This window comes from Shimia sp. (assembly GCF_039969785.1).
GTDB lineage: Bacteria > Pseudomonadota > Alphaproteobacteria > Rhodobacterales > Rhodobacteraceae > Shimia.
Genome location: NZ_JBDVNC010000016.1, coordinates 236,553 through 256,294, shown reverse-complemented (window position 1 = coordinate 256,294; position 19,742 = coordinate 236,553). Strand labels below are relative to the sequence as shown.

General features: G+C 53.8%; 21 protein-coding genes. 19 read left to right on the top strand and 2 right to left on the bottom strand.

The genetic code is table 11. The annotated features are described in order from the left end of the window. The first annotated feature begins 3 nt into the window (after window positions 1–3). Genes ugpC through ABJI08_RS07885 form a run of 6 tightly spaced genes read left to right on the top strand, consistent with a single transcriptional unit; the run spans window position 4 to window position 5,431 of the window. Window positions 4–1,098 (top strand): sn-glycerol-3-phosphate ABC transporter ATP-binding protein UgpC, encoded by a 1,095-nt coding sequence (ugpC, locus tag ABJI08_RS07910; protein ID WP_348401272.1) that lies wholly within the window; start codon window positions 4–6, stop codon window positions 1,096–1,098. 3 nt (window positions 1,099–1,101) lie between these two features. Then, entirely contained in the window at window positions 1,102–2,214 is a 1,113-nt protein-coding gene (locus tag ABJI08_RS07905; protein ID WP_348401271.1) for a mandelate racemase/muconate lactonizing enzyme family protein, read from the top strand. Beyond that, on the top strand, window positions 2,211–2,543 hold the full coding sequence (locus ABJI08_RS07900) for an L-rhamnose mutarotase (RefSeq protein ID WP_348401270.1): 333 nt from the start codon (window positions 2,211–2,213) through the stop codon (window positions 2,541–2,543). Before ABJI08_RS07905 ends, ABJI08_RS07900 begins: the two co-directional genes overlap by 4 nt. Window positions 2,544–2,547: 4 nt before the next feature. Continuing rightward, window positions 2,548–3,297: an SDR family oxidoreductase gene (locus ABJI08_RS07895; RefSeq protein ID WP_348401269.1), complete on the top strand. Its 750-nt coding sequence runs from the start codon at window positions 2,548–2,550 to the stop codon at window positions 3,295–3,297. A gap of 20 nt (window positions 3,298–3,317) precedes the next feature. Then, window positions 3,318–4,163 (top strand): fumarylacetoacetate hydrolase family protein, encoded by an 846-nt coding sequence (locus tag ABJI08_RS07890; protein ID WP_348401268.1) that lies wholly within the window; start codon window positions 3,318–3,320, stop codon window positions 4,161–4,163. Continuing rightward, a complete protein-coding gene (locus ABJI08_RS07885) occupies window positions 4,160–5,431 on the top strand; it encodes an L-fuconate dehydratase (RefSeq protein WP_348401267.1) in 1,272 nt (423 codons plus the stop codon). Before ABJI08_RS07890 ends, ABJI08_RS07885 begins: the two co-directional genes overlap by 4 nt. A 146-nt stretch (window positions 5,432–5,577) precedes the next feature. On the opposite strand, the gene ABJI08_RS07880 is transcribed toward ABJI08_RS07885, so the two are convergent. After that, window positions 5,578–6,333, bottom strand: a complete 756-nt coding sequence (locus tag ABJI08_RS07880; RefSeq protein WP_348401266.1) for an IclR family transcriptional regulator — start codon at window positions 6,331–6,333, stop codon at window positions 5,578–5,580. Window positions 6,334–6,548: 215 nt separating this feature from the next. Here ABJI08_RS07880 and ABJI08_RS07875 point away from each other — a divergent pair, with 215 nt between their 5' ends. From ABJI08_RS07875 to ABJI08_RS07830, 10 genes are read left to right on the top strand one after another with little or no spacing between them, the layout of a single operon-like run. Beyond that, window positions 6,549–7,385 carry a cyclase family protein gene (locus ABJI08_RS07875; RefSeq protein WP_348401265.1) on the top strand — a complete coding sequence of 279 codons (837 nt, stop codon included), beginning with the start codon at window positions 6,549–6,551 and terminating at the stop codon, window positions 7,383–7,385. Window positions 7,386–7,445: 60 nt separating this feature from the next. Continuing rightward, complete coding sequence (locus ABJI08_RS07870; protein WP_348401264.1) at window positions 7,446–7,790, top strand: cupin domain-containing protein; 345 nt, start codon at window positions 7,446–7,448, stop codon at window positions 7,788–7,790. A 3-nt stretch (window positions 7,791–7,793) separates the two neighbouring features. After that, window positions 7,794–8,576: an SDR family oxidoreductase gene (locus ABJI08_RS07865; protein ID WP_348401263.1), complete on the top strand. Its 783-nt coding sequence runs from the start codon at window positions 7,794–7,796 to the stop codon at window positions 8,574–8,576. After that, the gene (locus tag ABJI08_RS07860) at window positions 8,554–9,504 is read left to right on the top strand and encodes a 3-hydroxyacyl-CoA dehydrogenase NAD-binding domain-containing protein (protein ID WP_348401262.1); all 951 of its coding nucleotides are present in this window, start codon (window positions 8,554–8,556) and stop codon (window positions 9,502–9,504) included. The genes ABJI08_RS07865 and ABJI08_RS07860 overlap by 23 nt, the downstream gene beginning before the upstream one ends. A gap of 46 nt (window positions 9,505–9,550) precedes the next feature. After that, a complete protein-coding gene (locus ABJI08_RS07855) occupies window positions 9,551–10,825 on the top strand; it encodes an ABC transporter substrate-binding protein (RefSeq protein WP_348401261.1) in 1,275 nt (424 codons plus the stop codon). Window positions 10,826–10,877: 52 nt separating this feature from the next. Then, complete coding sequence (locus tag ABJI08_RS07850) at window positions 10,878–11,606, top strand: ABC transporter ATP-binding protein (protein ID WP_348401260.1); 729 nt, start codon at window positions 10,878–10,880, stop codon at window positions 11,604–11,606. Further along, a complete protein-coding gene (locus ABJI08_RS07845) occupies window positions 11,599–12,306 on the top strand; it encodes an ABC transporter ATP-binding protein (protein ID WP_348401259.1) in 708 nt (235 codons plus the stop codon). The genes ABJI08_RS07850 and ABJI08_RS07845 overlap by 8 nt, the downstream gene beginning before the upstream one ends. Window position 12,307: 1 nt before the next feature. Next, window positions 12,308–13,171 (top strand): branched-chain amino acid ABC transporter permease, encoded by an 864-nt coding sequence (locus ABJI08_RS07840; RefSeq protein WP_348401258.1) that lies wholly within the window; start codon window positions 12,308–12,310, stop codon window positions 13,169–13,171. After that, a complete protein-coding gene (locus ABJI08_RS07835; RefSeq protein ID WP_348401257.1) occupies window positions 13,168–14,196 on the top strand; it encodes a branched-chain amino acid ABC transporter permease in 1,029 nt (342 codons plus the stop codon). The genes ABJI08_RS07840 and ABJI08_RS07835 overlap by 4 nt, the downstream gene beginning before the upstream one ends. A gap of 1 nt (window position 14,197) precedes the next feature. After that, window positions 14,198–15,136 (top strand): 3-keto-5-aminohexanoate cleavage protein, encoded by a 939-nt coding sequence (locus ABJI08_RS07830; RefSeq protein ID WP_348401256.1) that lies wholly within the window; start codon window positions 14,198–14,200, stop codon window positions 15,134–15,136. A 268-nt stretch (window positions 15,137–15,404) separates the two neighbouring features. On the opposite strand, the gene ABJI08_RS07825 is transcribed toward ABJI08_RS07830, so the two are convergent. Beyond that, window positions 15,405–16,400, bottom strand: a complete 996-nt coding sequence (locus tag ABJI08_RS07825; protein WP_348401255.1) for a LacI family transcriptional regulator — start codon at window positions 16,398–16,400, stop codon at window positions 15,405–15,407. Window positions 16,401–16,649: 249 nt separating this feature from the next. Here ABJI08_RS07825 and ABJI08_RS07820 point away from each other — a divergent pair, with 249 nt between their 5' ends. From ABJI08_RS07820 to ABJI08_RS07810, 3 genes are all read left to right on the top strand, one after another. After that, entirely contained in the window at window positions 16,650–17,876 is a 1,227-nt protein-coding gene (locus tag ABJI08_RS07820; RefSeq protein WP_348401254.1) for an ABC transporter substrate-binding protein, read from the top strand. 74 nt (window positions 17,877–17,950) lie between these two features. Continuing rightward, window positions 17,951–18,844, top strand: coding sequence for a sugar ABC transporter permease (locus ABJI08_RS07815; RefSeq protein ID WP_348401253.1), 894 nt, complete (start codon window positions 17,951–17,953; stop codon window positions 18,842–18,844). Then, the gene (locus tag ABJI08_RS07810; protein ID WP_348401252.1) at window positions 18,837–19,742 is read left to right on the top strand and encodes a carbohydrate ABC transporter permease; all 906 of its coding nucleotides are present in this window, start codon (window positions 18,837–18,839) and stop codon (window positions 19,740–19,742) included. The genes ABJI08_RS07815 and ABJI08_RS07810 overlap by 8 nt, the downstream gene beginning before the upstream one ends.

The window sequence follows — 19,742 nt, the reverse complement described above, 5'->3', positions numbered from 1 at the left end:
GAGATGACCGAAGTTACCCTTTCAAACGTAGTCAAACGCTATGGTAAGCATCAGGCCGTGCACGGTATTGATCTGGGCATCGCGGACGGCGAATTTGTTGTTCTGGTTGGCCCTTCGGGCTGCGGCAAGTCGACGACGCTGCGCATGATTGCCGGCCTGGAAGACATTTCCGGAGGCGAAATCTCGATCGGGGGGCGGGTCGTAAATGACCTCCCGCCGCGCGAGCGCAATATCTCGATGGTGTTCCAGAATTACGCGCTTTATCCGCATATGACAGTGCGCGAGAACCTGGGGTTTTCTTTGTCTATTGCCAAGAAACCCGTGGCAGAAATTGAAAGCGCGGTCAGGCAAGCAGCGGAAATTTTGGGTCTTGATGAGCTAATGGAACGCAAGCCTGCGGAATTGTCTGGGGGTCAACGCCAGCGGGTCGCGATGGGGCGGGCCATTGTGCGCCACCCGGATGTGTTTCTGTTTGACGAACCGCTCTCAAATCTGGACGCAAAACTACGCACTCAGATGCGCGTGGAAATCAAAAAGCTGCATCAGAAAGTCGGCAATACCATCATTTACGTGACCCACGATCAGGTCGAAGCGATGACGTTGGCGGATCGGATTGTGTTGATGCGGGACGGACATATTGTTCAGGTCGGCACGCCGTTGGAGTTGTTCAACAAACCTGTGGACACGTTTGTAGCAACCTTTATCGGGTCCCCTCCGATGAACTTGATTAATGGCACTGTGATGGGGGCCGAAGTGATCCAACTTGCAGACGGTGTTAGCGTTCCGGTTCCGTCAAGCGCGCGCGGTTTGGTGACGGATGGACAAAAGGTTCATTTTGGTTTTCGGGCAGACAATTTGATGCCAGAGGGGCACTCAGTACAAGAGGAGGGTGAAAAGGCCAGTCTCGATCTGTCGGTCACTTTGACCGAACCTTTGGGTACAGAAACACTGCTTTTCACCGAAATTGCCGGCACTGAAGTGCAGGCCAAAATGTTGAACCCACGTCCTGTCCGGCCCGGCGAAAAACTGACATTCCAATTGATGCTGGACAAATGCCACGTGTTCGACGCGGCCAGTTCCAACGCTATTCGGAGCTAAGTCATGGCCACAATCGAACGCGTAGAATTGCAGATGATTGACCTTGTCCCCAAGGTTAAACGTGTTGACGCCATCCAGTCCTTTGTGTCTCAGGAAACGCCGTTTGTTACGATCACTGACAGCGATGGAGCCGTGGGCACGGGGTATTGCTATACGATCGGCACGGGTGGACCATCTGTGATGGCGTTGCTTGAGCATACCTTAGCACCTGCCCTGATCGGTCGTGATCCCGAACGGATCGAGGGAATCTGGCGCGACCTGATGTTCTTGACACATGCCACCGCTGTCGGGGCCATCACATCTTTGGCGCTGGCGGCGATTGATACAGCCTTGTGGGACCTAAAGTGCAAGAAGGCAAAAATACCCTTGTGGAAGGCGGCTGGAGGGGTTCGAGATCGGATTCCGCTTTATTCCACTGAAGGTGGTTGGTTGCATCTGGAACAGCAGGCGTTGGTCGATGATGCCTTGGCCATGCAATCCAAGGGGTTTCGGGGTTCGAAGATCAAGATCGGTCGTGAGCATATCAGTCAGGATGACGCGCGACTTGGGGCAGTTCGCGCCGCGGTTGGCGCGAGCTACGAAATACTGACCGATGGCAATCAGAGCTTTGTTCTGTCTGAGGCGATCCGGCGGGCGCAGGTTCTGGAGGAGCATCGGATCGGTTGGTTCGAAGAGCCGCTGCCTTCCGATGATATACAGGGCCATGTTGAACTGGCACGACGCACATCGGTGCCGATTGCAGTTGGCGAAAGCATGTATTCTATCAGCCAGTTCAAGGATTACTTGCAAACCGGGGCGGCCTCGATTGTGCAGGTTGATGTGGCGCGGATTGGTGGGATCACGCCGTGGCTCAAAGTGGCGCATATGGCCGAAGCCTTTAACGTCATGGTCTGCCCGCATTTCTTGATGGAGCTGCATTTGCCACTGGTATGTGCCGTACCGAATGCGAAATGGCTCGAATACATTCCTCAACTGGATGCTGTGACTTCGATGGGTATGCGGATCGAAGATGGGTTCGGTGTTCCGTCTGATGCGCCGGGGTTGGGCATTCAATGGGACTGGGATGCCATTGACGCTATGTCTTTGGGATCGCGAACAATTACCGAGGGTGCATGATGCAACGGATGGGCATGGTTATCGGGATCAAACCTGAAAAAATAGACGAATACAAACGGCTGCATGCTGACACTTGGCCTGACGTTCTGGCGCAGATCAAGAACAGCAATATCCGAAATTACAGTATTTTTCTGCGAGAGCCCGAGAACCTGCTCTTTGGATATTGGGAATATCACGGCACCGATTTGAATGCCGATCTTGCAGAGATGGCCAAGGATCCCAGAACACAGGAATGGTGGAAACTCACCGATCCGTGCCAATCACCCCTGGCCAGTCGTGCGGACGGAGAACAATGGTCAATGATGGAACAAGTTTTTTTTACGGATTGAGAACATGACACAAACGAAAGGCCGGCTGGCCGGAAAAAAAGTACTGATAACGGCAGCAGGCCAAGGCATCGGTCGAGCGACGGCCGAGCTGTTCGCGCAACAAGGGGCACATGTTTTCGCAAGCGACATAAACGATGAGAGCCTCGCAGAGCTGGACGTGATTGATGGCATCACCGCAGTTAAACTGGATGTGACCAATGCCAAGGCCGTCGAGGTGGTGGTTGCGCAGCTAGGCACATTGGACGTTCTGTTCAACTGCGCGGGTTATGTCGCCAGTGGCTCTATTCTGGAATGTGCGGAAAAGGATTGGGACTTTAGCTTCGATCTCAACGTCAAGGCCATGTATCGGCTGATCGCTTTGACGCTGCCTGCGATGCTGGAAAACGGCGGCGGGTCGATCATTAATATGTCTTCGGTCGCCTCGTCGATCAAAGGTGTGCCGAACCGGTTTGCCTATTGCGCCTCCAAAGCAGCCGTGATCGGTATGACCAAATCGATTGCTGCGGACTATGTCACGCGAGGCATTCGTTGCAATGCGATCTGTCCGGGCACAGTCGACAGCCCATCGATGCATGACCGGCTGCGTGCAACGGGTGACTATGAGAAAGCCCTATCTGACTTCATTGCCCGCCAACCTATGGGGCGGATTGGAACTGCCGAAGAAATGGCGGCTCTGGCTCTCTATCTCGCAAGTGATGACAGCGCATTTACCACAGGCCAGACACATAACATTGATGGCGGCTGGTCCATCTGAATTCTCAGGAGATACAAACGATGAAACTTTTGCGTTTTGGCCCGAAGGGTGCCGAGAAACCCGGATTGTTGGATTCCAACGGTGGAATCCGTGATTTGTCTGGTGAGATTCCAGATGTCGCGAATGGTGCCCTGAGCGATGCAGAGCTTGATAAACTGCGTGCTTTGAACATCTCGGACCTGCCTTTGGTTGATGGTTCTCCGCGGATTGGTCCTTGTGTCGGGCAGGTGGGCAAATTCATCTGCATCGGTCTAAACTATGCGGATCACGCTGCCGAAAGCGGCATGGCGCTACCCGAAGAGCCAGTTTTGTTTTTCAAGGCGACTTCGGCCATCACTGGCCCGAATGACCAAGTGGCAATTCCACGGAACTCTGTAAAAACCGATTGGGAAGTCGAATTGGGCGTGGTGATCGGAAAAGACGCGAAATATGTTTCGGTAGAAGATGCATTGGATCACGTTGCCGGATATTGTGTGGTCAATGATCTGTCAGAGCGTGATTTCCAACTTCACCGGTCGGGGCAATGGGTCAAGGGCAAGTCTTGCGATACCTTCGGTCCCATCGGCCCATGGCTTGTAACGCGCGACGAAGTCGCCGATCCGCAAAATTTGGCGATGTATCTTGAAGTCAACGGGCACCGCTATCAGGACGGATCGACCAAGACGATGCATTTCGATGTGGCAACGGTGATTTCGCATGTTTCGCAGTTTATGAGCCTGCAAGCTGGCGATGTGATTTCCACCGGGACTCCCCCCGGCGTTGGCATGGGGCAGACTCCAGAGACCTATCTGAAACCCGGCGATAGGATTGAATTGGCTATCCAGGGATTGGGTACGCAAGTTCAAACCGTGGTGGCTGACCAATGACCCTAATCACAGGGCTCCGCACGCACGACCTGCGTTTTCCGACGTCTGAATCTTTGGATGGGTCAGATGCAATGAATCCGGACCCTGACTATTCCGCTGCTTATGTTATTCTGGAAACCGATGGTGATCACGAAGGTCACGGACTGACATTTACGATCGGGCGCGGCACGGAAATTTGCGTCGCCGCTATCGAGGCGATGCGTCACTTGCTGGTCGGTGTAGATTTAGATTGGGTGCGCCAAGATATGGGGCGTTTTTGGCGTCACGTGACAGGTGATAGCCAGTTGCGTTGGATTGGTCCCGACAAGGGCGCTATTCATTTGGCCACCGGAGCTGTTGTCAATGCCGTGTGGGATCTTTTGGCCAAAGAAGCGGGCAAACCGGTTTGGTTGTTGGTTGGCGAAATGTCACCGGAAGACTTGGTTCAACTGGTAGACTTCCGTTACATGACGGACGTTTTGACCCGTGATGAAGCGCTGGCATTGTTGAAGGCTGCAGAGCCGGGCAAAGCAGAGCGGATCGAAAAACTCAAGGCTGAGGGCTATCCTTGCTACACGACTTCGGCTGGATGGCTGGGCTATTCGGACGACAAACTGCGACGTCTGTGTCGCGAAGCGCGCAATGCTGGGTTTACTCATACCAAGTTTAAAGTCGGGCAGAATTTGGATGATGATATTCGACGTCTGACAATCGCTCGAGAGGAGCTGGGCGACGACATGAATATCATGATCGATGCCAATCAGGTTTGGGAGGTCGATGAGGCTGTTGAATGGGTGAAGGCGCTCGCTTTTGCTAAGCCACTTTTCATCGAAGAACCCACGAGTCCGGACGATGTTTTGGGACACAAGGCGATCCGGGACCGGGTGGCCCCAATCAAAGTCGCAACAGGTGAAATGTGTCAAAATCGCATAATGTTCAAACAATTCATCGCTGGCGAAGCGGTTGATTTTGTTCAGATTGACAGTTGCAGGCTGGGTGGGTTGAACGAAGTTCTGGCAGTCCAATTGATGGCTGCCAAGCACGGTTTGCCCGTATGGCCGCATGCTGGTGGCGTCGGTCTGTGTGAATATGTTCAGCATCTGTCAATGATCGATTATGTTGCCATAACGGCGGAAAAAGACAGCAAGCGCATTGAGTATGTTGACCATCTTCACGAGCATTTTGTTGACCCTTGTGTGGTAAAAAATGGCGCCTACCAAGCCCCGTCTAACCCAGGGTTCTCGATCCAGATGAATGCAAAGACAATCCGCGACTTCCAATTCGAGTGAACCTTTGTGTTTAAGCAGATCCGGCCCGTACAAGGTGGTCTCTCGCCTTGAACAGGCTGGGTCGCGCCCAAGGCTCATTTGTGAATGCTGCGGGCGCAATCACGGTTGTTTTCAAGAGCATTGGAATTGGGCGCTACCTTAACCCGTCAATCGAACGTGCTTTGAATATTCGCTGCCGTTTCTTTCAGTGCCGCCTCGATTACTGTTTTTTGTTTTGAATAGCGCGACGATGGGACAGGTACAGAAATTGCATGCAATTCACCGCCCCAGTCGCGAAAGCAAAAGCCGATTGCGGAAACACCTAACGAGTGTTCGTCATGGTCATAGGCGAGCCCAGTTTCGCGAACTGTATCAAGTTCTCGAAAAAGGTCGGCAATGTCCGTTTCAACGCCGTTCCGATCCCATTCATTTTTGATGAGTTTCACAGCGGTAGCTTTGTCCAACGCGGCAAGGCAGGCTTTGCCATTTGCGGTTGTCGTGAGCGGAAACACTTCGCCGACCTTTGATACAGTGGTCAGTCTGTGCGTTCCTGGAACCTGATCCAGAAAAACCATTCCGATCCCGCGCATTGACGCCAAATCGGTGGTTTCGCCGGTTTTTTGCGTTAACTCGGTCAACAGCAATCGGCAGTGTTCGACAATATTGTACTGTGCAGCGCCGGCCAGAGCGCTGATTTCTGGCCCAAGTCGCAATCCCCCGCCGTTGGCATCGGATATAACAAACTTTTCCTCGGCCAAAGCGCGGGTGATTCTCTGTACCGTAGAGCGGGGCAGATCGACCTGATCGGCGATTTTCCCCAAACTCAGGCCGGATTGCGTTTCCTTCAAAAGACGTAGGATCGCGGCGGCGCGGCTGATGACCTGAATACCAGAGCGGTCATTTTTTTCTTTTTTATCAGGCATATGAGGAGTGTTTCTTTCGATTCGCCGTTGGGTGCAGGGACAGGATACAAGTAAACTGAGTGTTCCGCAATGCGGTACAGTTGGGCCGTATTGCGATTTTTTCTTGACCGCAATGCGGTGCACGTGCATCACTATGTGAGACAGGTGGGAGGAGCCACCCTGACATTTTGATATCACTAACGCCGGGTTTTCGGCGAACAGAGGAGATATGCGCGATGGTTGAAATACGTGGCATTGAGTTTCAGGCAAACACCGACAACGACATGGGATTGGAGTTCTATAACCTGAGCCATCGATTTGGATTTCAGAATCCAAACTGGCCGTATTTTCAGGACACCAAGATCGAGCGCATCCACTATATGGCCAAGTCTGGTGTGTTGAGCCAACGCATCACAACAACAATGCATGCCACAACGCATATCGATGCACCCGCGCATGTGGTGCAGGGAACACCATTCATTGACGAAGTACCGCTACCGCATTTCTTTGGGACCGGGATCGTGGTGTCGATCCCCAAGAAAAAGTGGGAGCCGATTACCGGCGAAGATCTGGAAAAGGCGTGTGGGCACGCGATCCGCAAGGGGGATGTTCTTATCCTCAACACCGGCTGGCATCACGATTATGAAGACGGTGACTATTTTGCGTATTGCCCGGGGCTTGTCGCATCCGCCGGAGAGTGGATGGTCGAAAAGGGCGTTAAAGTTGTCGGCCATGACACGCAGGCCAATGATCATCCGCTTGCAACCGCGATCGGTCCACAACGCAACGGTCCTTTGTTGCCGCATCTGGAAGACGAATATCGCGAATGGTCCGGCGGCAACGATTGGAAAGACGATTTTCCGGATTGGGAACCTGTGCACAACATCTTGTTTAAGAACGGTATTCTGGGCATCGAGAATGTAGGCGGTGATCTGGACGCAGTCACTGGCAAACGATGTACATTCGCCTTTTTCCCATGGAATTGGGATCGCGGCGACGGGTGCATCATTCGCCTGGTGGCGATGATCGACAAGAGCCAGAGCTTCCGGATCGATGACGGATCAGAATTTTAAGTAATCTGGTTGGCCGCCGGGCAACTGGCGGCCTCATTTTCGCCGAGCGGGAGTATCCGAATGCATCTGAAAAAATTCAATGACGCTGTCCCTTATGAAGCACCAAATCACTTTGGAGTGGTTGGTTTGCGACTTCAGGGGTTTGAAGAGGGCGGTCCAGACAATCAATGGGTTGGGCTGAGCCAATTCTTGCCCGGTGGCGGCGCAGGGCCGGATTCGACACCGTTCGAGAAGGTCTATGTAGTCCTTGAGGGCGAAATGACCGTCATCGTGGATGGCGTGGAGACAACATTGGGCAAATACGACAGTTGCACAATTCCTCCCAACGAAATTCGCAAGATCGAAAACCGTCGTAACGACGTGTGCACGATGCTTGTGGTTATTCCATATACTCCGGAGGCTTAAGATATGACACCTCATGCGATGTTTGATGTGCGTGACAATGTGGCGTTGATCACTGGTGCGTCCGGTGCTTTTGGGATGGTTGCAGCGCGTGTGCTGGCAGGGGCGGGGTGCCGGTTGGTGCTTGTGGCTGGAAATCAGGCGTCGCTCAATGAAATTGCAACCGAATGTCGCGGGATGGGGGTGGAAGTCACAACGATCAATGCGCGCCCTATAGACGAAGATACGTGCAATGGGTTGGTTGCGAAAGCTGTGCAAACCTATGGGCAACTCGACATTCTGGTGGTGGCATCGGGCATGAACAAAGTAGCCCTGATCAATGACATGCCACCGGAAACATTCAATGCGGTGATGGATGCCAATGTGACGCAAACCTGGCTTTTGGCCAGAGCGGCGGCGGCTCAGATGAAGCAACAGGGCCATGGCAAAATCGTTTTGGTGAGCTCTGCGCGTGGGCTGCTGGGACATCCGGCTGGGTATACAGCTTATTGCGCGTCCAAGGCCGCAACGGACGGCATGACCAAAGCTTTGGGGTGCGAATTGGGGGGGGACGGTATCACGGTCAACGCGATCGCTCCAACAGTGTTCCGTTCGCCACTGACGGCATGGATGTTTGAAGACACCGAAGAGGCCACAAAAGTGCGCAATGGTTTCTTGAGCCGCGTCCCCAAGGGGCGATTGGGCGAACCAGAAGACCTTGCCGGACCGCTACTGTTTCTCGCATCCAAGGCGTCTGATTTCTACACCGGCCATATTTTATATGCCGATGGCGGTTATACGGCGGGCTGATCAGATGGTGACGAAAAATCAAAATATCGCAATGGTTGGCGCCGGGCTTATGGGGCACGGGATTGCGCTGATCCTGGCACGTGCTGGTCAAAACGTTGCGATCACAGATCCGAACGCCGAAGCGCGGGACAGCGTGATTGATCGAATACACCAAAGCATGCAGGATCTGGGTGAAGACGGCACATCCACCGCCAATGCGCTGAAACGGATCAGAGTTGATGACAGCATTGCAGCGGCGGTGCGCGATGCACATTTTGTGTTTGAGGCGGCCCCAGAAAAGCTGGGCCTAAAGCAACAGCTATTTGCCGAAATCGAGGAGCATGCACCACAAGACTGCATCCTGGCGTCCAACACCTCTGTGATACCAATCACTCAAATCATGTCAAAACTGCGCAACAAGGCGCGGGCCGTTGGAACACATTGGTGGAACCCGCCGCATATGATCCCGCTGGTCGAAGTGGTGCGGACCGAATGGACTGATTCAAACGTGGCGCAGTCTATGTACGACCTGTTGCAGGATGCTGGCAAAACACCGGTTATGGTACACAAGGATGTGCCTGGCTTTATTGGCAATCGCTTGCAGCATGCATTGTGGCGCGAGGCTGTAAGCCTTGTGGAAAACGGGATTTGTGACGCCCAATCCGTTGATACGGTGATCAAGGCAAGTTTTGGCCGTCGGCTGGCAGTTCTCGGACCGTTGGAAAACGCGGATCTTGTTGGAACTGATCTGACGCTGGATATCCATGAAAACGTTTTGCACGACTTAGAAGATAGGCAAGGCCCGTCGCCTTATTTGGAACAACTGGTGAAAGAGGGGCGGCTGGGCATGAAGACAGGCGAAGGGTTTCGCACTTGGACAGAGGCCGAAGCACAGGCCGTCCGTGACCGGGTGACTGCCCACCTGAAGAAACTGGACAACATTTTGTAGCACGAAACGGAGGCTGGGAAAGGTACCAGCGCAGGGAGGACCAGACATGAAGAAGAAACAAACGACTCGCAGATCATTCCTATTGGGGGCAAGTGCACTTGTGGCGACACCCGCCATTCTCAAAAGCTCGCGCGCCTATGCCGCGACGCCGACACTGCGCATTGGCCACGTCAGCCCGCGCACCGGTCCATTGGCCGGTTTTGCCGAAGCGGACGAATATGTGTTGGCAGGCATTGAGAAAGCCTTTGCCGGTGGCATTGAAAACAATGGCAAAAGCTGGAGCGTCGAAATCATTTCGAAAGACAGCCAGTCAAACCCAAACCGTGCCGCCGAAGTGGCCGCCGATCTGATCCTTGGCGATGAGGTGGACATCATTGTCGCCGCATCAACGCCTGACACCGTTAACCCGGTTTCAGATCAGGCCGAGGTCAACGAAGTGCCGTGCATCACCACTGATTGCCCGTGGCAGCCTTATTTCTTCGGTCGCAACGGGGTGCCGGGCGAAGGGTTTGCCTCGACCTATCATTTCTTCTGGGGCCTGGAGGACGTGATTGGCGCGTTTCTGGATATGTGGGGAAGCACCGGTGTGCCAAAGACCGTTGGCGGGTTGTTCCCAAATGATGCGGATGGCAATGCGTGGGGTCATGCAGAGCTGGGATTGCCCAAGCCATTGGCCGCAGCCGGATACAATCTGATCGATCCGGGCCGGTACCAGCCGCTTTCGGATGACTTTTCGAATTATATTGCAGCGTTCAAGGACGCAGGATGTGAAATCGTTACCGGTAACATGATCCCACCTGATTTCGCGACTTTCTGGTCTCAGGCGGCTCAACAGGGCTTCAATCCCAAGATAGTCACTATCGGCAAGGCGTTGCTCTTCCCGTCGGTCATTGCATCGCTGGGCGATCGTGGCGACGGGTTGTCGTCTGAAGTTTGGTGGTCGCCCAATCATCCGTTTGCGTCTTCGCTGAGCGGGGCGTCATCAAAAGAGCTTGCAGACGGATATGCGTCATCAACCGGACGTCCCTGGACGCAGCCGATTGGGTTCAAACACGCGTTGTTTGAAGTGGTGGCGGATGTCGTGTCTCGCGCGGAAGACCTTGAAGATCCCGAGGCCATCGTTTCGGCGATAACCGGAACCAATCTGGACACGATCGTTGGGAATGTGAATTGGGCCAATGGGCCAATCAACAACGTCACGAAAACGCCGTTGGTTGCCGGTCAGTGGCAAAAGGAAGGCGACGCGTTTGACCTTAAGATCGTGGCAAATTCCGCGGCACCTGACATCCCGGTAACGGCAGAAATGAAACTGTTGGCGTAACGCACAAAGCGGCGCCGGTTCAAGGCGCCGCACTCTCATTCCTGAGGCGAAAATGAGCACTCTTTTAAAACTGGATTCTCTGAACAAAGCTTTCGGGGCGGTGACTGTTGCCGATGCGCTAAGCTACGAGGTTCAGCAGGGCGACGCGCTGGGCGTGATCGGACCAAACGGCGCGGGCAAAACGTCGATGTTTAATCTGATCACCGGGACGCTTGGGCCAGATGCAGGGCAGGTTCAGTTTGACGGACAAAACGTAACAGGCTGGACAGCTGCGCGCCGAAGTCACGCCGGGATCGCAAGGTCGTTTCAGGTACCACAGCCATTTTCGGGCATGACGGTGTTTGAAAACGCAATGATTGCCGCCACGCAGTCGGCCGGAATGCGCGGACATTCGGCCGAAATGTTTTGTCTGTCGGTGCTGGAGAAAACCGAATTGCTGGCCAAAGCAAACGTGCTGGCAGGCAGCTTAACACTGCTCGAGCGGAAACGACTGGAGCTGACACGCGCCTTATGCGCCAAGCCAAAACTGTTGTTGCTGGACGAAATCGCGGGTGGCCTGACCGAGGCCGAGTGCCAGTCTTTGGTACAAACCATCAGGGAAATTCACGCAGGCGGCGTCACGATTATATGGATTGAACATGTCGTTCACGCTCTTTTGGCAGTGGTGGACAGGCTTATCGTGATCGATTTTGGCAGAAAAATTGCCGAAGGCGACCCACATGTCATCATGGACAGCCCGGAAGTCAAAGAAATTTATCTGGGGATCGAAGCGGATGCCTGACACAATTCTGCAAATATCGGATCTTGATGCTTTTTATGGCGATTTCCAAGCGCTCTATGGTGTCGAACTGGACGTGAAACCCGGTGAGATTTTGGCCATTATTGGCGCTAACGGAGCTGGTAAAACCACGCTGATGCGCTCGATAACCGGGTTGTTGGACAACGGCGCGAACCAGATCAAATATCGCGGAAAAGATATCAGCAGCCTGCGGGCCGACGAAGTGGCCATGCGTGGCCTGGCAATGGTGCCCGAAGGCCGGCAGCTTTTCCCGTCTCTTTCTGTGCGTGAGAACCTGATGATCGGGGCGCAGGTTGGGCGGTCTGGTCCATGGGATTTGGATGCGGTTTACCGGCTTTTTCCAATTCTGAAAGACCGCAAGGATCAAGGGGCGACATCGTTGTCGGGCGGCCAACAGCAAATGGTTGCGATTGGCAGGGCCCTGATGGCGAACCCGGATTTGATCTTGTTTGACGAGATCAGCCTTGGGTTGGCGCCGATCATTATCAAGGACATCTACAAGGCTTTGCCTGACATCATCGGAGAAGGGATGAGCGCCATGATTGTCGAACAGGACATCACAAAGGCGCTGTCCGTTTCTTCCCGTGTCTATTGCCTGCAAGAAGGGCGCGTGTCCCTTGAAAGCGCGTCTGACACGGTTTCCCGCGAGGACATCTCGCGCGCTTATTTTGGGATCGAATGACATGGATTGGCTGAATGCTATTGTTCAGGGCACTTTGCTGGGCGGGCTTTACGCGCTGTTTGCAGCTGGTTTGTCGTTGATTTTCGGGGTGATGCGATTGGTTAATATCGCCCATGGTGATCTTATTGTGCTTGCGGCCTATTTGGGGCTGACGGTGACATCGGCAACCGGGATACACCCGCTTGTTGCCTTGGTCCTTGTGGTGCCGACGATGGGCGCCATTGGCTATGTGCTGCAGCGGGGCTTGTTGAACCAGACATTGGGAGACGACCTGCTGCCCCCTCTTTTGGTGACTTTCGGGCTGAGCGTGATTTTGCAAAATGGACTGCTGGAAGTGTACACTGCCGATCCGCAAAAAATGGATGCAGGGGCATTGGAAACGGCAAGCTTTGCGCTGGGTGATCTAACACTTGGTGTGCTGCCGGTCCTTACGTTTTTGGTCGCCCTTGTTGTGATCTGGGGATTGCAGTGGACCTTTTACCATACGAGCCTTGGGCGGGCTTTCCGTGCTGTTTCGGACAATCAGGATATTGCGCAGTTGATGGGCTTGAACAGACGTCACATCTTCGGGCTGGCCATGGCGCTTGCATTGGCGGTGACGGCCATTGCGGGCATCTTGCTGGGCATTCGCACAAGCTTTGATCCCTCCATTGGCGGTGGGCGCCTGATCTTTGGGTTTGAAGCCGTGATAATCGGCGGTCTTGGAAATCTGTGGGGAACGTTGGCAGGCGGTGTCATTTTGGGCGTGGCCCAGACCGTGGGCGCAAAAATTGATCCCGGATGGCAAATCCTGTCCGGACATATCGTCTTTCTGGTGATCCTTGCCATTCGGCCAAACGGCCTGTTCCCGAGGATCGCAGCATGAGCATTCAGGACTATTCTGTAACCCGTTCGTCCCGCGCTGCCCAGGTATCTGCAGTGTTGGGCGCGCTTGTCTTGATCACTTTGATCGCTGCCCCATGGTGGGCCGGGCGAGCCGATATGCGCCTTATGGGGGAGCTGTTTTTGTATCTCGCCCTTGCAAGCCTTTGGAACCTTATGGCGGGGTATGCCGGGCTGGTCTCTGTCGGACAGCAGGCTTTTGTCGGGTTTGGCGGCTATATGCTGTTTGCCCTGACGATGTTAGGTGGGCTGCACCCTGTGGCTGCGATCGCGTCGGCAGGTGTTTTGGGCGCGCTGATTTCGGTTCCGGTGGCGGTGCTGATTTTCCGGTTGCGCGGTGCCTATTTTGCGATTGGAACATGGGTGATAGCCGAAGTGTTCCGGCTGGGGTTTGCGCAGATTTCGGCGCTTGGCGGCGGGTCAGGTTCCTCGTTGCCCGTAGCCATTGTCAAATCACTCGCTTCCAAGCGCGCGATGCGGGAGTCGTTAAGCTACTGGCTGGCACTAGGGGCCGCAGTGTTGGTCGTGACGGCGGTATATCTTTTTCTGAGATCGCGAAAAGGACTGGCCTTGACTGCGATCCGCGACAACGAACTCGCCGCAGGGTCACTGGGCATCGACATCTGGCGCACTAAGTTCACTGTCTACGTTGTTACTTCGGCGCTGACGTCGATGATCGGCGCGCTGATTTTCCTACAAAAACTGCGCATTTCACCCGATGCCGCATTCAGCGTAAACGACTGGACAGCATTCGTAATATTCATCGTTGTAATCGGAGGTATTGGAACCATCGAGGGGCCAATCATCGGGACGCTGGTATTTTTTGCGCTGCGCGAAACACTTGCTGACCTTGGCACGACTTATCTGATCGTTCTTGGAGTGGTGGCCATCGTTATGATGTTGAAAGCCCCCAAGGGCATTTGGGGACTAATCCGCAGCCGATTTGATTTGCAGCTTTTTCCACTGGGGTATCGCGTGATTGCCCCGAAACAAGAAAAGGGAGTCTGACATGGGACGTCAAAAGAAAACAATTATTACATGTGCCGTTACCGGTGCAATCCACACGCCAACCATGTCTGACGCGCTGCCATATACGTATGACGACATTGCAAAGCAGGCGATGGATGCAGCCGAGGCGGGCGCGTCGATCCTGCATCTTCATGCGCGCAATCCCAACGACGGATCTCCCTCAGTTGATCCCCGCGATTTCGCGCCATTTTTGCCACGCATTAAGCAGGCATCGGATGCCGTTGTGAACCTGTCGACCGGGGGGTCGCTGACGTTGTCCATTCAGGACCGGATCACCCCGGCCAAAACCTTTAGCCCCGAGATGTGTTCGCTGAACATGGGGTCAATGAACTTTTCATTCCATCCCCTGGCAAACCGATACAAGGATGACGACTGGAAATTCGATTGGGAAAAGGACTATGTGGCCGGGTCAGATCAGAATATTTTCCGCAACACATTTCGCGACATCAAAGAGGCGGCGGAAACGCTGGCGCCACACGGTATCAAGTTCGAACATGAATGCTACGATGTCGGGCATCTGTATAACCTGAAGTTCTGTATGGACATTGGACTGTTCGAAGCACCGGTCTTTATTCAGTTCATTTTTGGGATACTGGGCGGGATCGGGCCAGAGGTCGATAACCTGCTATTCATGAAGCGCACTGCCGACCGGCTTTTTGGCGATGACTATCGCTGGTCTGTCCTGGGGGCCGGGGGGGCTCAGATGTCGCTGGCAACGACGGCCAGCCAGATGGGCGGCAATGTTCGGGTCGGATTGGAAGACAGCCTGTTTATCAGCCGGGGCCAACTGGCCGAGAGCAATGCCCAACAGGTCGCGAAAATTCGTCGGATCGTCGAAGATTTAGGATGTGAGGTCGCAACGCCGGACGAAGCGCGCGAAATTCTGGATCTGAAAGGCGGGCATAAGGTGAAATTTTGAGGCTCTGATGGGTCTCAAATAGAACAGTTAGGTTTCATGCATGCGTTCAAAACTGGAGGTGTCTGAGTTTCCGGGTTTAAGCGATACGATTGTGTTCTGGTCGTACCCAACGTCCGGGAAAGATCATGGTGCGGATGATTGCGCCCAGAATTGATATCCGGCATGATCTCGCGTGTGGAAATTTGCAGGTATTTTGGCGCATCATGCGAGTCATTCAGACAATGTAAAATCCGCACAATACACGGGCACCATTCACAGTCTATTTTCGTCAGCACTCTTTGCGTTTTGCGACTTCTATGACTTGCATCGGCGCAGCTTGAGGCTCGCGTGCCGCTTGCACCGCCGCGTGAGCCAGAAACTCGCCCGCCCGGGCAATGTCTTCGTGTTCTGTGAGAATGCCGGGCCTGAACATGGACAGAAACGGCACGGTCTCTTTCGAAAAAAGATCGACATCTTCCATGACTTTCAGACCCACAGATTCCAACCCGGCAATCGCGGCCATGGTTGCGTTCGCGGACCCTGAGATAATCCCGTCATAGGCATCGTCGGTTTTCTGGGCCTGCGCAATCGCGTCTGTGATCAAGTCACGATGACTGTCGCTGGTCACAGTTTCTGCGATACTCAGCCCAACATTGCAGTCTTCGGCAGCACGTTTTGCCCCGCCAATCATCTCAAGCGCATAACTTTGATCCGTCGGAGGCGCAACCAAAAGCAAGTTCTTACGCCCTTTGGCGGCCAGAGTTCTAACCGCGTTTTCAGCAAAGATGCCATTGTCGTAGTCATAGTACGAATGCTTGTCTGACCAGACTGACCGACCATGTGTCGCAAAGGGGAAATTACGCTCCATCATATATTTAATGCGGGGATCGTGGGGGCGAATCCGGTTAATGATAATTGCGTCCGCCGACCCGGTTTCGACGATGTATTTGATCGGCTTTAACAGATCGTCGCCGGGGAATTCTGGTGTTACCACAAGATGATAGGGCGTGTCGCGAAGCCCTCCTGCCACGGATGAGATCAAACGTGCCGTCAGGTTCATAACATCATGGTCTGTCGACAATACCAAGCTGATAACGTTGGTACGCCCAGTGCGCAGCCGGACCCCGGCGCGGTTGGGAATGTATCCGATTTCATCCGCAATTTGACGTACGCGCAGCTTGGTTGATTCGCTGATATCCGGTGCATTGCCCAATGCGCGTGACACAGTCGGAACAGCAAATCCACTGATCTTGGCGATTGTTTTCAAGGTGGGCTTCTCTGTCATCGGCTTCCAGTTCTAAAGCGACATCTCGCTTTTTAACGTCGTCGGCCCACTGTTTGCAACCGCAGCAAGCGTTTGAGACGGCGGAGATAATTGGCGCAGATGTTCGCCATATAGCAGGTTAAATTGATCATAATCACCACCGCCAAGATTTGCACCCCGCCTTGCAGATCTACGAAAAAATGTCTTGTCAGGTCAATCTAAAACGTTATAGGCGTTTCTATAACGATTTAGTTCAGGGAGGAGAGAACTATGAAGATTGCAAAGAAACTGCTCTGCACGGCGGCACTTGTTGGTGCGACCAGCGCGCATGCGACCGAATTGGAAGTCATGCACTGGTGGACATCAGGTGGCGAAGCCCAGGCGGTAAGCGAATTTGCCAAAGCATTCGATGCTACGGGTAACACGTGGGTAGACGCAGCAATCGCGGGCGGCGAGGCGGCGCGTGCGGTGATGGTCAGCCGTTTGACCGGTGGCGACCCGATGGGCGCATTTCAGTTCAACCACGGCCGTCAGGCGGAAGAGTTGATCGAGGCAGGTTTGCTACGTGACATCACCGATATCGCCGAAGCCGAAGGTTGGGCCGATTTGGTGAACCCATCGTCGCTGCTTGACGCGTGTACCGTGGACGGCAAAGTTTATTGCGCTCCAGTGAATATTCACTCATGGCAGTGGCTCTGGGTTAGCCATCAGGCGTTCAAGGATGCCGGTTTGGAAGTCCCAACAACTTGGGCTGAGTTTGTCGCCGGAGCAGACGCTTTGGAAGCGGCAGGCAAAATTCCTCTCGCGATGGGTCAGCAAGGCTGGCAGCAAGGCGGCGCATTCAACGTGATGATGGCAAGCCTGCTTCCAAGCGACGTTTTTGTCGGCGTTTATGGCGACAAGAATGCGGAAATCGCTGCTGGCGAAGATGTTGCGTCGGTTTTTCAGGCCGCAGCCCAAGCCCGCGACATGTCGGCCAAGTCAACTGTTCAAAACTGGAACGATGCGACAAACCTCGTGATCACTGGCAAAGCAGGCGGACAGATCATGGGCGATTGGGCTCAGGGTGAATTCGCTATCGCTGAGGCGGTCGCAGGCGAAGACTATAGCTGTCTGGCAGGATTGGGCGCGAACCCACGACTGTCCACTGGTGGCGATGCATTCTACTTTCCGGTTCTAACCGACGATGCTCAGATTGCCGCGCAAGCAGAGCTGGCCGCGTTGTTGCTGAAGCCAGAAACACAAGTCGCCTTTAACCTCAAAAAAGGCTCGTTGCCTGTTCGGGGTGACATCGACCTCTCCACTGCAAACGACTGTATGAAAAAGGGCCTCGCATTGTTGGCCGATGGGGCGTTGCTGCCTGACGTAAACATGCTGATCACACCAGATACGAACGATCAGGTCAGCACGTTGTTCACAGAGTTCTTTGCGGATCCATCGATCAGCGCAGAAGATGCTCAGGCAAACTTCGTGAGCATCATCGAAAACGCTGAATAATCGACTCCTCCTGGTCGAACCGGCTCCCTACGGGGGGCCGGATAATCTCACTCAACTGAAAATGGGACAAGCCAATGGCTTCGCATCGCCCTAACCAGTTGTTCCAAAACATGAACGCCAAGATCGCCTCGATCCCCATGATCGTTACTGCGCTCTTTGTTTTTGTTGGGGGCACCGTCTGGACCGTTGTCTACAGTTTCACCAAGTCGGGGCTTCTTCCGCGACTGAAATGGGTTGGGCTGGATCAGTACGAACGTCTCTGGAGCACTAAAAAATGGCTCGTGTCCATCGAGAACCTCGCGATCTACGGGCTGAGTATGCTGGTGCTGGTCTTTGTGATCGGGTTTATTCTGGCCGCCTTAATTGATCAAAAAATTCGGTTTGAGAATACCATACGAACGGTCATTCTGTATCCCTACGCCTTGAGTTTTGTTGTCACCGGTCTGGTCTGGCAGTGGATTTTGAACCCAGAGTTTGGTGTCCAGAATATCGTGCGTGGTTTGGGATGGGAGAATTTTACATTTGACCCTCTTTACTCTGCAGACATTGCGATTTTTGGCGTCCTGATCGCCGGTTTATGGCAGGGCAGCGGGTTGGTAATGGTTCTGATGCTCGCAGGCTTGCGTGGCATCGATCAAGAGGTATGGAAAGCCGCGCGTGTCGACGGCATTCCGGCATGGAAGACGTATCTTTTGATTGTCATTCCGATGATGCGCCCTGTGTTTGTCACCACGCTGGTCCTGGTGGTCACTGGCATTGTCAAACTCTACGACCTGATCGTTGCGCAAACAGGTGGCGGGCCGGGTATCGCCACCGAAGTGCCCGCCAAATACGTTTACGATTCAATGTTTAGGGCAAACAACCTGGGTCAGGGCTTTGCGGCCTCAACGATGATGCTTCTCACCGTGGCGCTTGTCGTTATCCCCTGGGCAATTCTCGAATTCGGAGGCTCGAAACGCAATGGTTGATGTTTCAACATCCATGCTTGAGGGACCACGTGGCCCAAAACCCGGAAAGGCTTTGTCGCGCAAAAATATCTTTCTCTATGGCACGTTGCTGATCGTCACGATTTACTATGCGATCCCGCTATACGTCATGGTGGTCACGTCGCTAAAGGGAATGCCCGAAATTCGCATGGGCAACATTTTTTCGCCGCCCATGGAAATCACGTTTGCCCCTTGGGTCAAGGCGTGGTCCGAGGCCTGCACCGGCCTGACTTGTGAGGGTCTGAGCAGCGGTTTCTGGAATTCTGTCAAAATCACAATCCCGTCGGTTTTGATCTCGATCGTGATTGCATCGGTTAATGGTTACGCGCTGGCAAACTGGCGTTTCAAAGGTGCCGATATCTTTTTCACCATCCTGATCTTTGGCGCGTTTATTCCTTATCAGGTCATGCTCTATCCAATAGTGATTATGCTGCGCGAGATTGGTCTCTACGGGTCTCTTGGCGGGTTGGTGCTTGTGCATTCCGTGTTTGGCATGCCGATCCTGACACTTTTGTTCCGGAATTACTTTAGCTCGCTGCCCGAAGAGCTGTTCAAGGCGGCGCGCGTGGACGGCGCGGGGTTTTGGGGCATCTATTTCCGTATCATGCTGCCGATGTCCGTACCGATTTTTACAGTTGCGGTCATTTTGCAGGTCACCGGGATCTGGAACGACTTCCTTTTTGGCGTCGTTTACACCGGGCCGGATGCCTATCCAATGACGGTTCAGCTGAACAATATCGTCAACACAACGCAGGGTGTGAGAGAATATAATGTCAACATGGCTGCAACGATCATCACTGGCCTTGTGCCGCTCTCCATTTACTTTGTCTCAGGCAAACTCTTCGTACGCGGTATTGCCGCTGGCGCTGTGAAAGGCTGA

Bases quoted from the DNA above. Each gene is read 5' to 3' on its own strand.
- ABJI08_RS07885 (WP_348401267.1), top strand. From the start codon at position 4,160: ATGACCCTAATCACAGGGCTCCGCACGCACGACCTGCGTTTTCCGACG.
- ABJI08_RS07900 (WP_348401270.1), top strand. From the start codon at position 2,211: ATGATGCAACGGATGGGCATGGTTATCGGGATCAAACCTGAAAAAATA.
- ABJI08_RS07890 (WP_348401268.1), top strand. From the start codon at position 3,318: ATGAAACTTTTGCGTTTTGGCCCGAAGGGTGCCGAGAAACCCGGATTG.
- ABJI08_RS07850 (WP_348401260.1), top strand. From the start codon at position 10,878: ATGAGCACTCTTTTAAAACTGGATTCTCTGAACAAAGCTTTCGGGGCG.
- ABJI08_RS07860 (WP_348401262.1), top strand. From the start codon at position 8,554: ATGGCGGTTATACGGCGGGCTGATCAGATGGTGACGAAAAATCAAAAT.
- ABJI08_RS07840 (WP_348401258.1), top strand. From the start codon at position 12,308: ATGGATTGGCTGAATGCTATTGTTCAGGGCACTTTGCTGGGCGGGCTT.
- ABJI08_RS07855 (WP_348401261.1), top strand. From the start codon at position 9,551: ATGAAGAAGAAACAAACGACTCGCAGATCATTCCTATTGGGGGCAAGT.
- ABJI08_RS07815 (WP_348401253.1), top strand. From the start codon at position 17,951: ATGGCTTCGCATCGCCCTAACCAGTTGTTCCAAAACATGAACGCCAAG.
- ABJI08_RS07820 (WP_348401254.1), top strand. From the start codon at position 16,650: ATGAAGATTGCAAAGAAACTGCTCTGCACGGCGGCACTTGTTGGTGCG.
- ABJI08_RS07895 (WP_348401269.1), top strand. From the start codon at position 2,548: ATGACACAAACGAAAGGCCGGCTGGCCGGAAAAAAAGTACTGATAACG.
- ABJI08_RS07880 (WP_348401266.1), bottom strand. From the start codon at position 6,333: ATGCCTGATAAAAAAGAAAAAAATGACCGCTCTGGTATTCAGGTCATC.
- ABJI08_RS07810 (WP_348401252.1), top strand. From the start codon at position 18,837: ATGGTTGATGTTTCAACATCCATGCTTGAGGGACCACGTGGCCCAAAA.
- ABJI08_RS07845 (WP_348401259.1), top strand. From the start codon at position 11,599: ATGCCTGACACAATTCTGCAAATATCGGATCTTGATGCTTTTTATGGC.
- ABJI08_RS07825 (WP_348401255.1), bottom strand. From the start codon at position 16,400: ATGACAGAGAAGCCCACCTTGAAAACAATCGCCAAGATCAGTGGATTT.
- ugpC (WP_348401272.1), top strand. From the start codon at position 4: ATGACCGAAGTTACCCTTTCAAACGTAGTCAAACGCTATGGTAAGCAT.
- ABJI08_RS07905 (WP_348401271.1), top strand. From the start codon at position 1,102: ATGGCCACAATCGAACGCGTAGAATTGCAGATGATTGACCTTGTCCCC.
- ABJI08_RS07835 (WP_348401257.1), top strand. From the start codon at position 13,168: ATGAGCATTCAGGACTATTCTGTAACCCGTTCGTCCCGCGCTGCCCAG.
- ABJI08_RS07865 (WP_348401263.1), top strand. From the start codon at position 7,794: ATGACACCTCATGCGATGTTTGATGTGCGTGACAATGTGGCGTTGATC.
- ABJI08_RS07870 (WP_348401264.1), top strand. From the start codon at position 7,446: ATGCATCTGAAAAAATTCAATGACGCTGTCCCTTATGAAGCACCAAAT.
- ABJI08_RS07875 (WP_348401265.1), top strand. From the start codon at position 6,549: ATGGTTGAAATACGTGGCATTGAGTTTCAGGCAAACACCGACAACGAC.
- ABJI08_RS07830 (WP_348401256.1), top strand. From the start codon at position 14,198: ATGGGACGTCAAAAGAAAACAATTATTACATGTGCCGTTACCGGTGCA.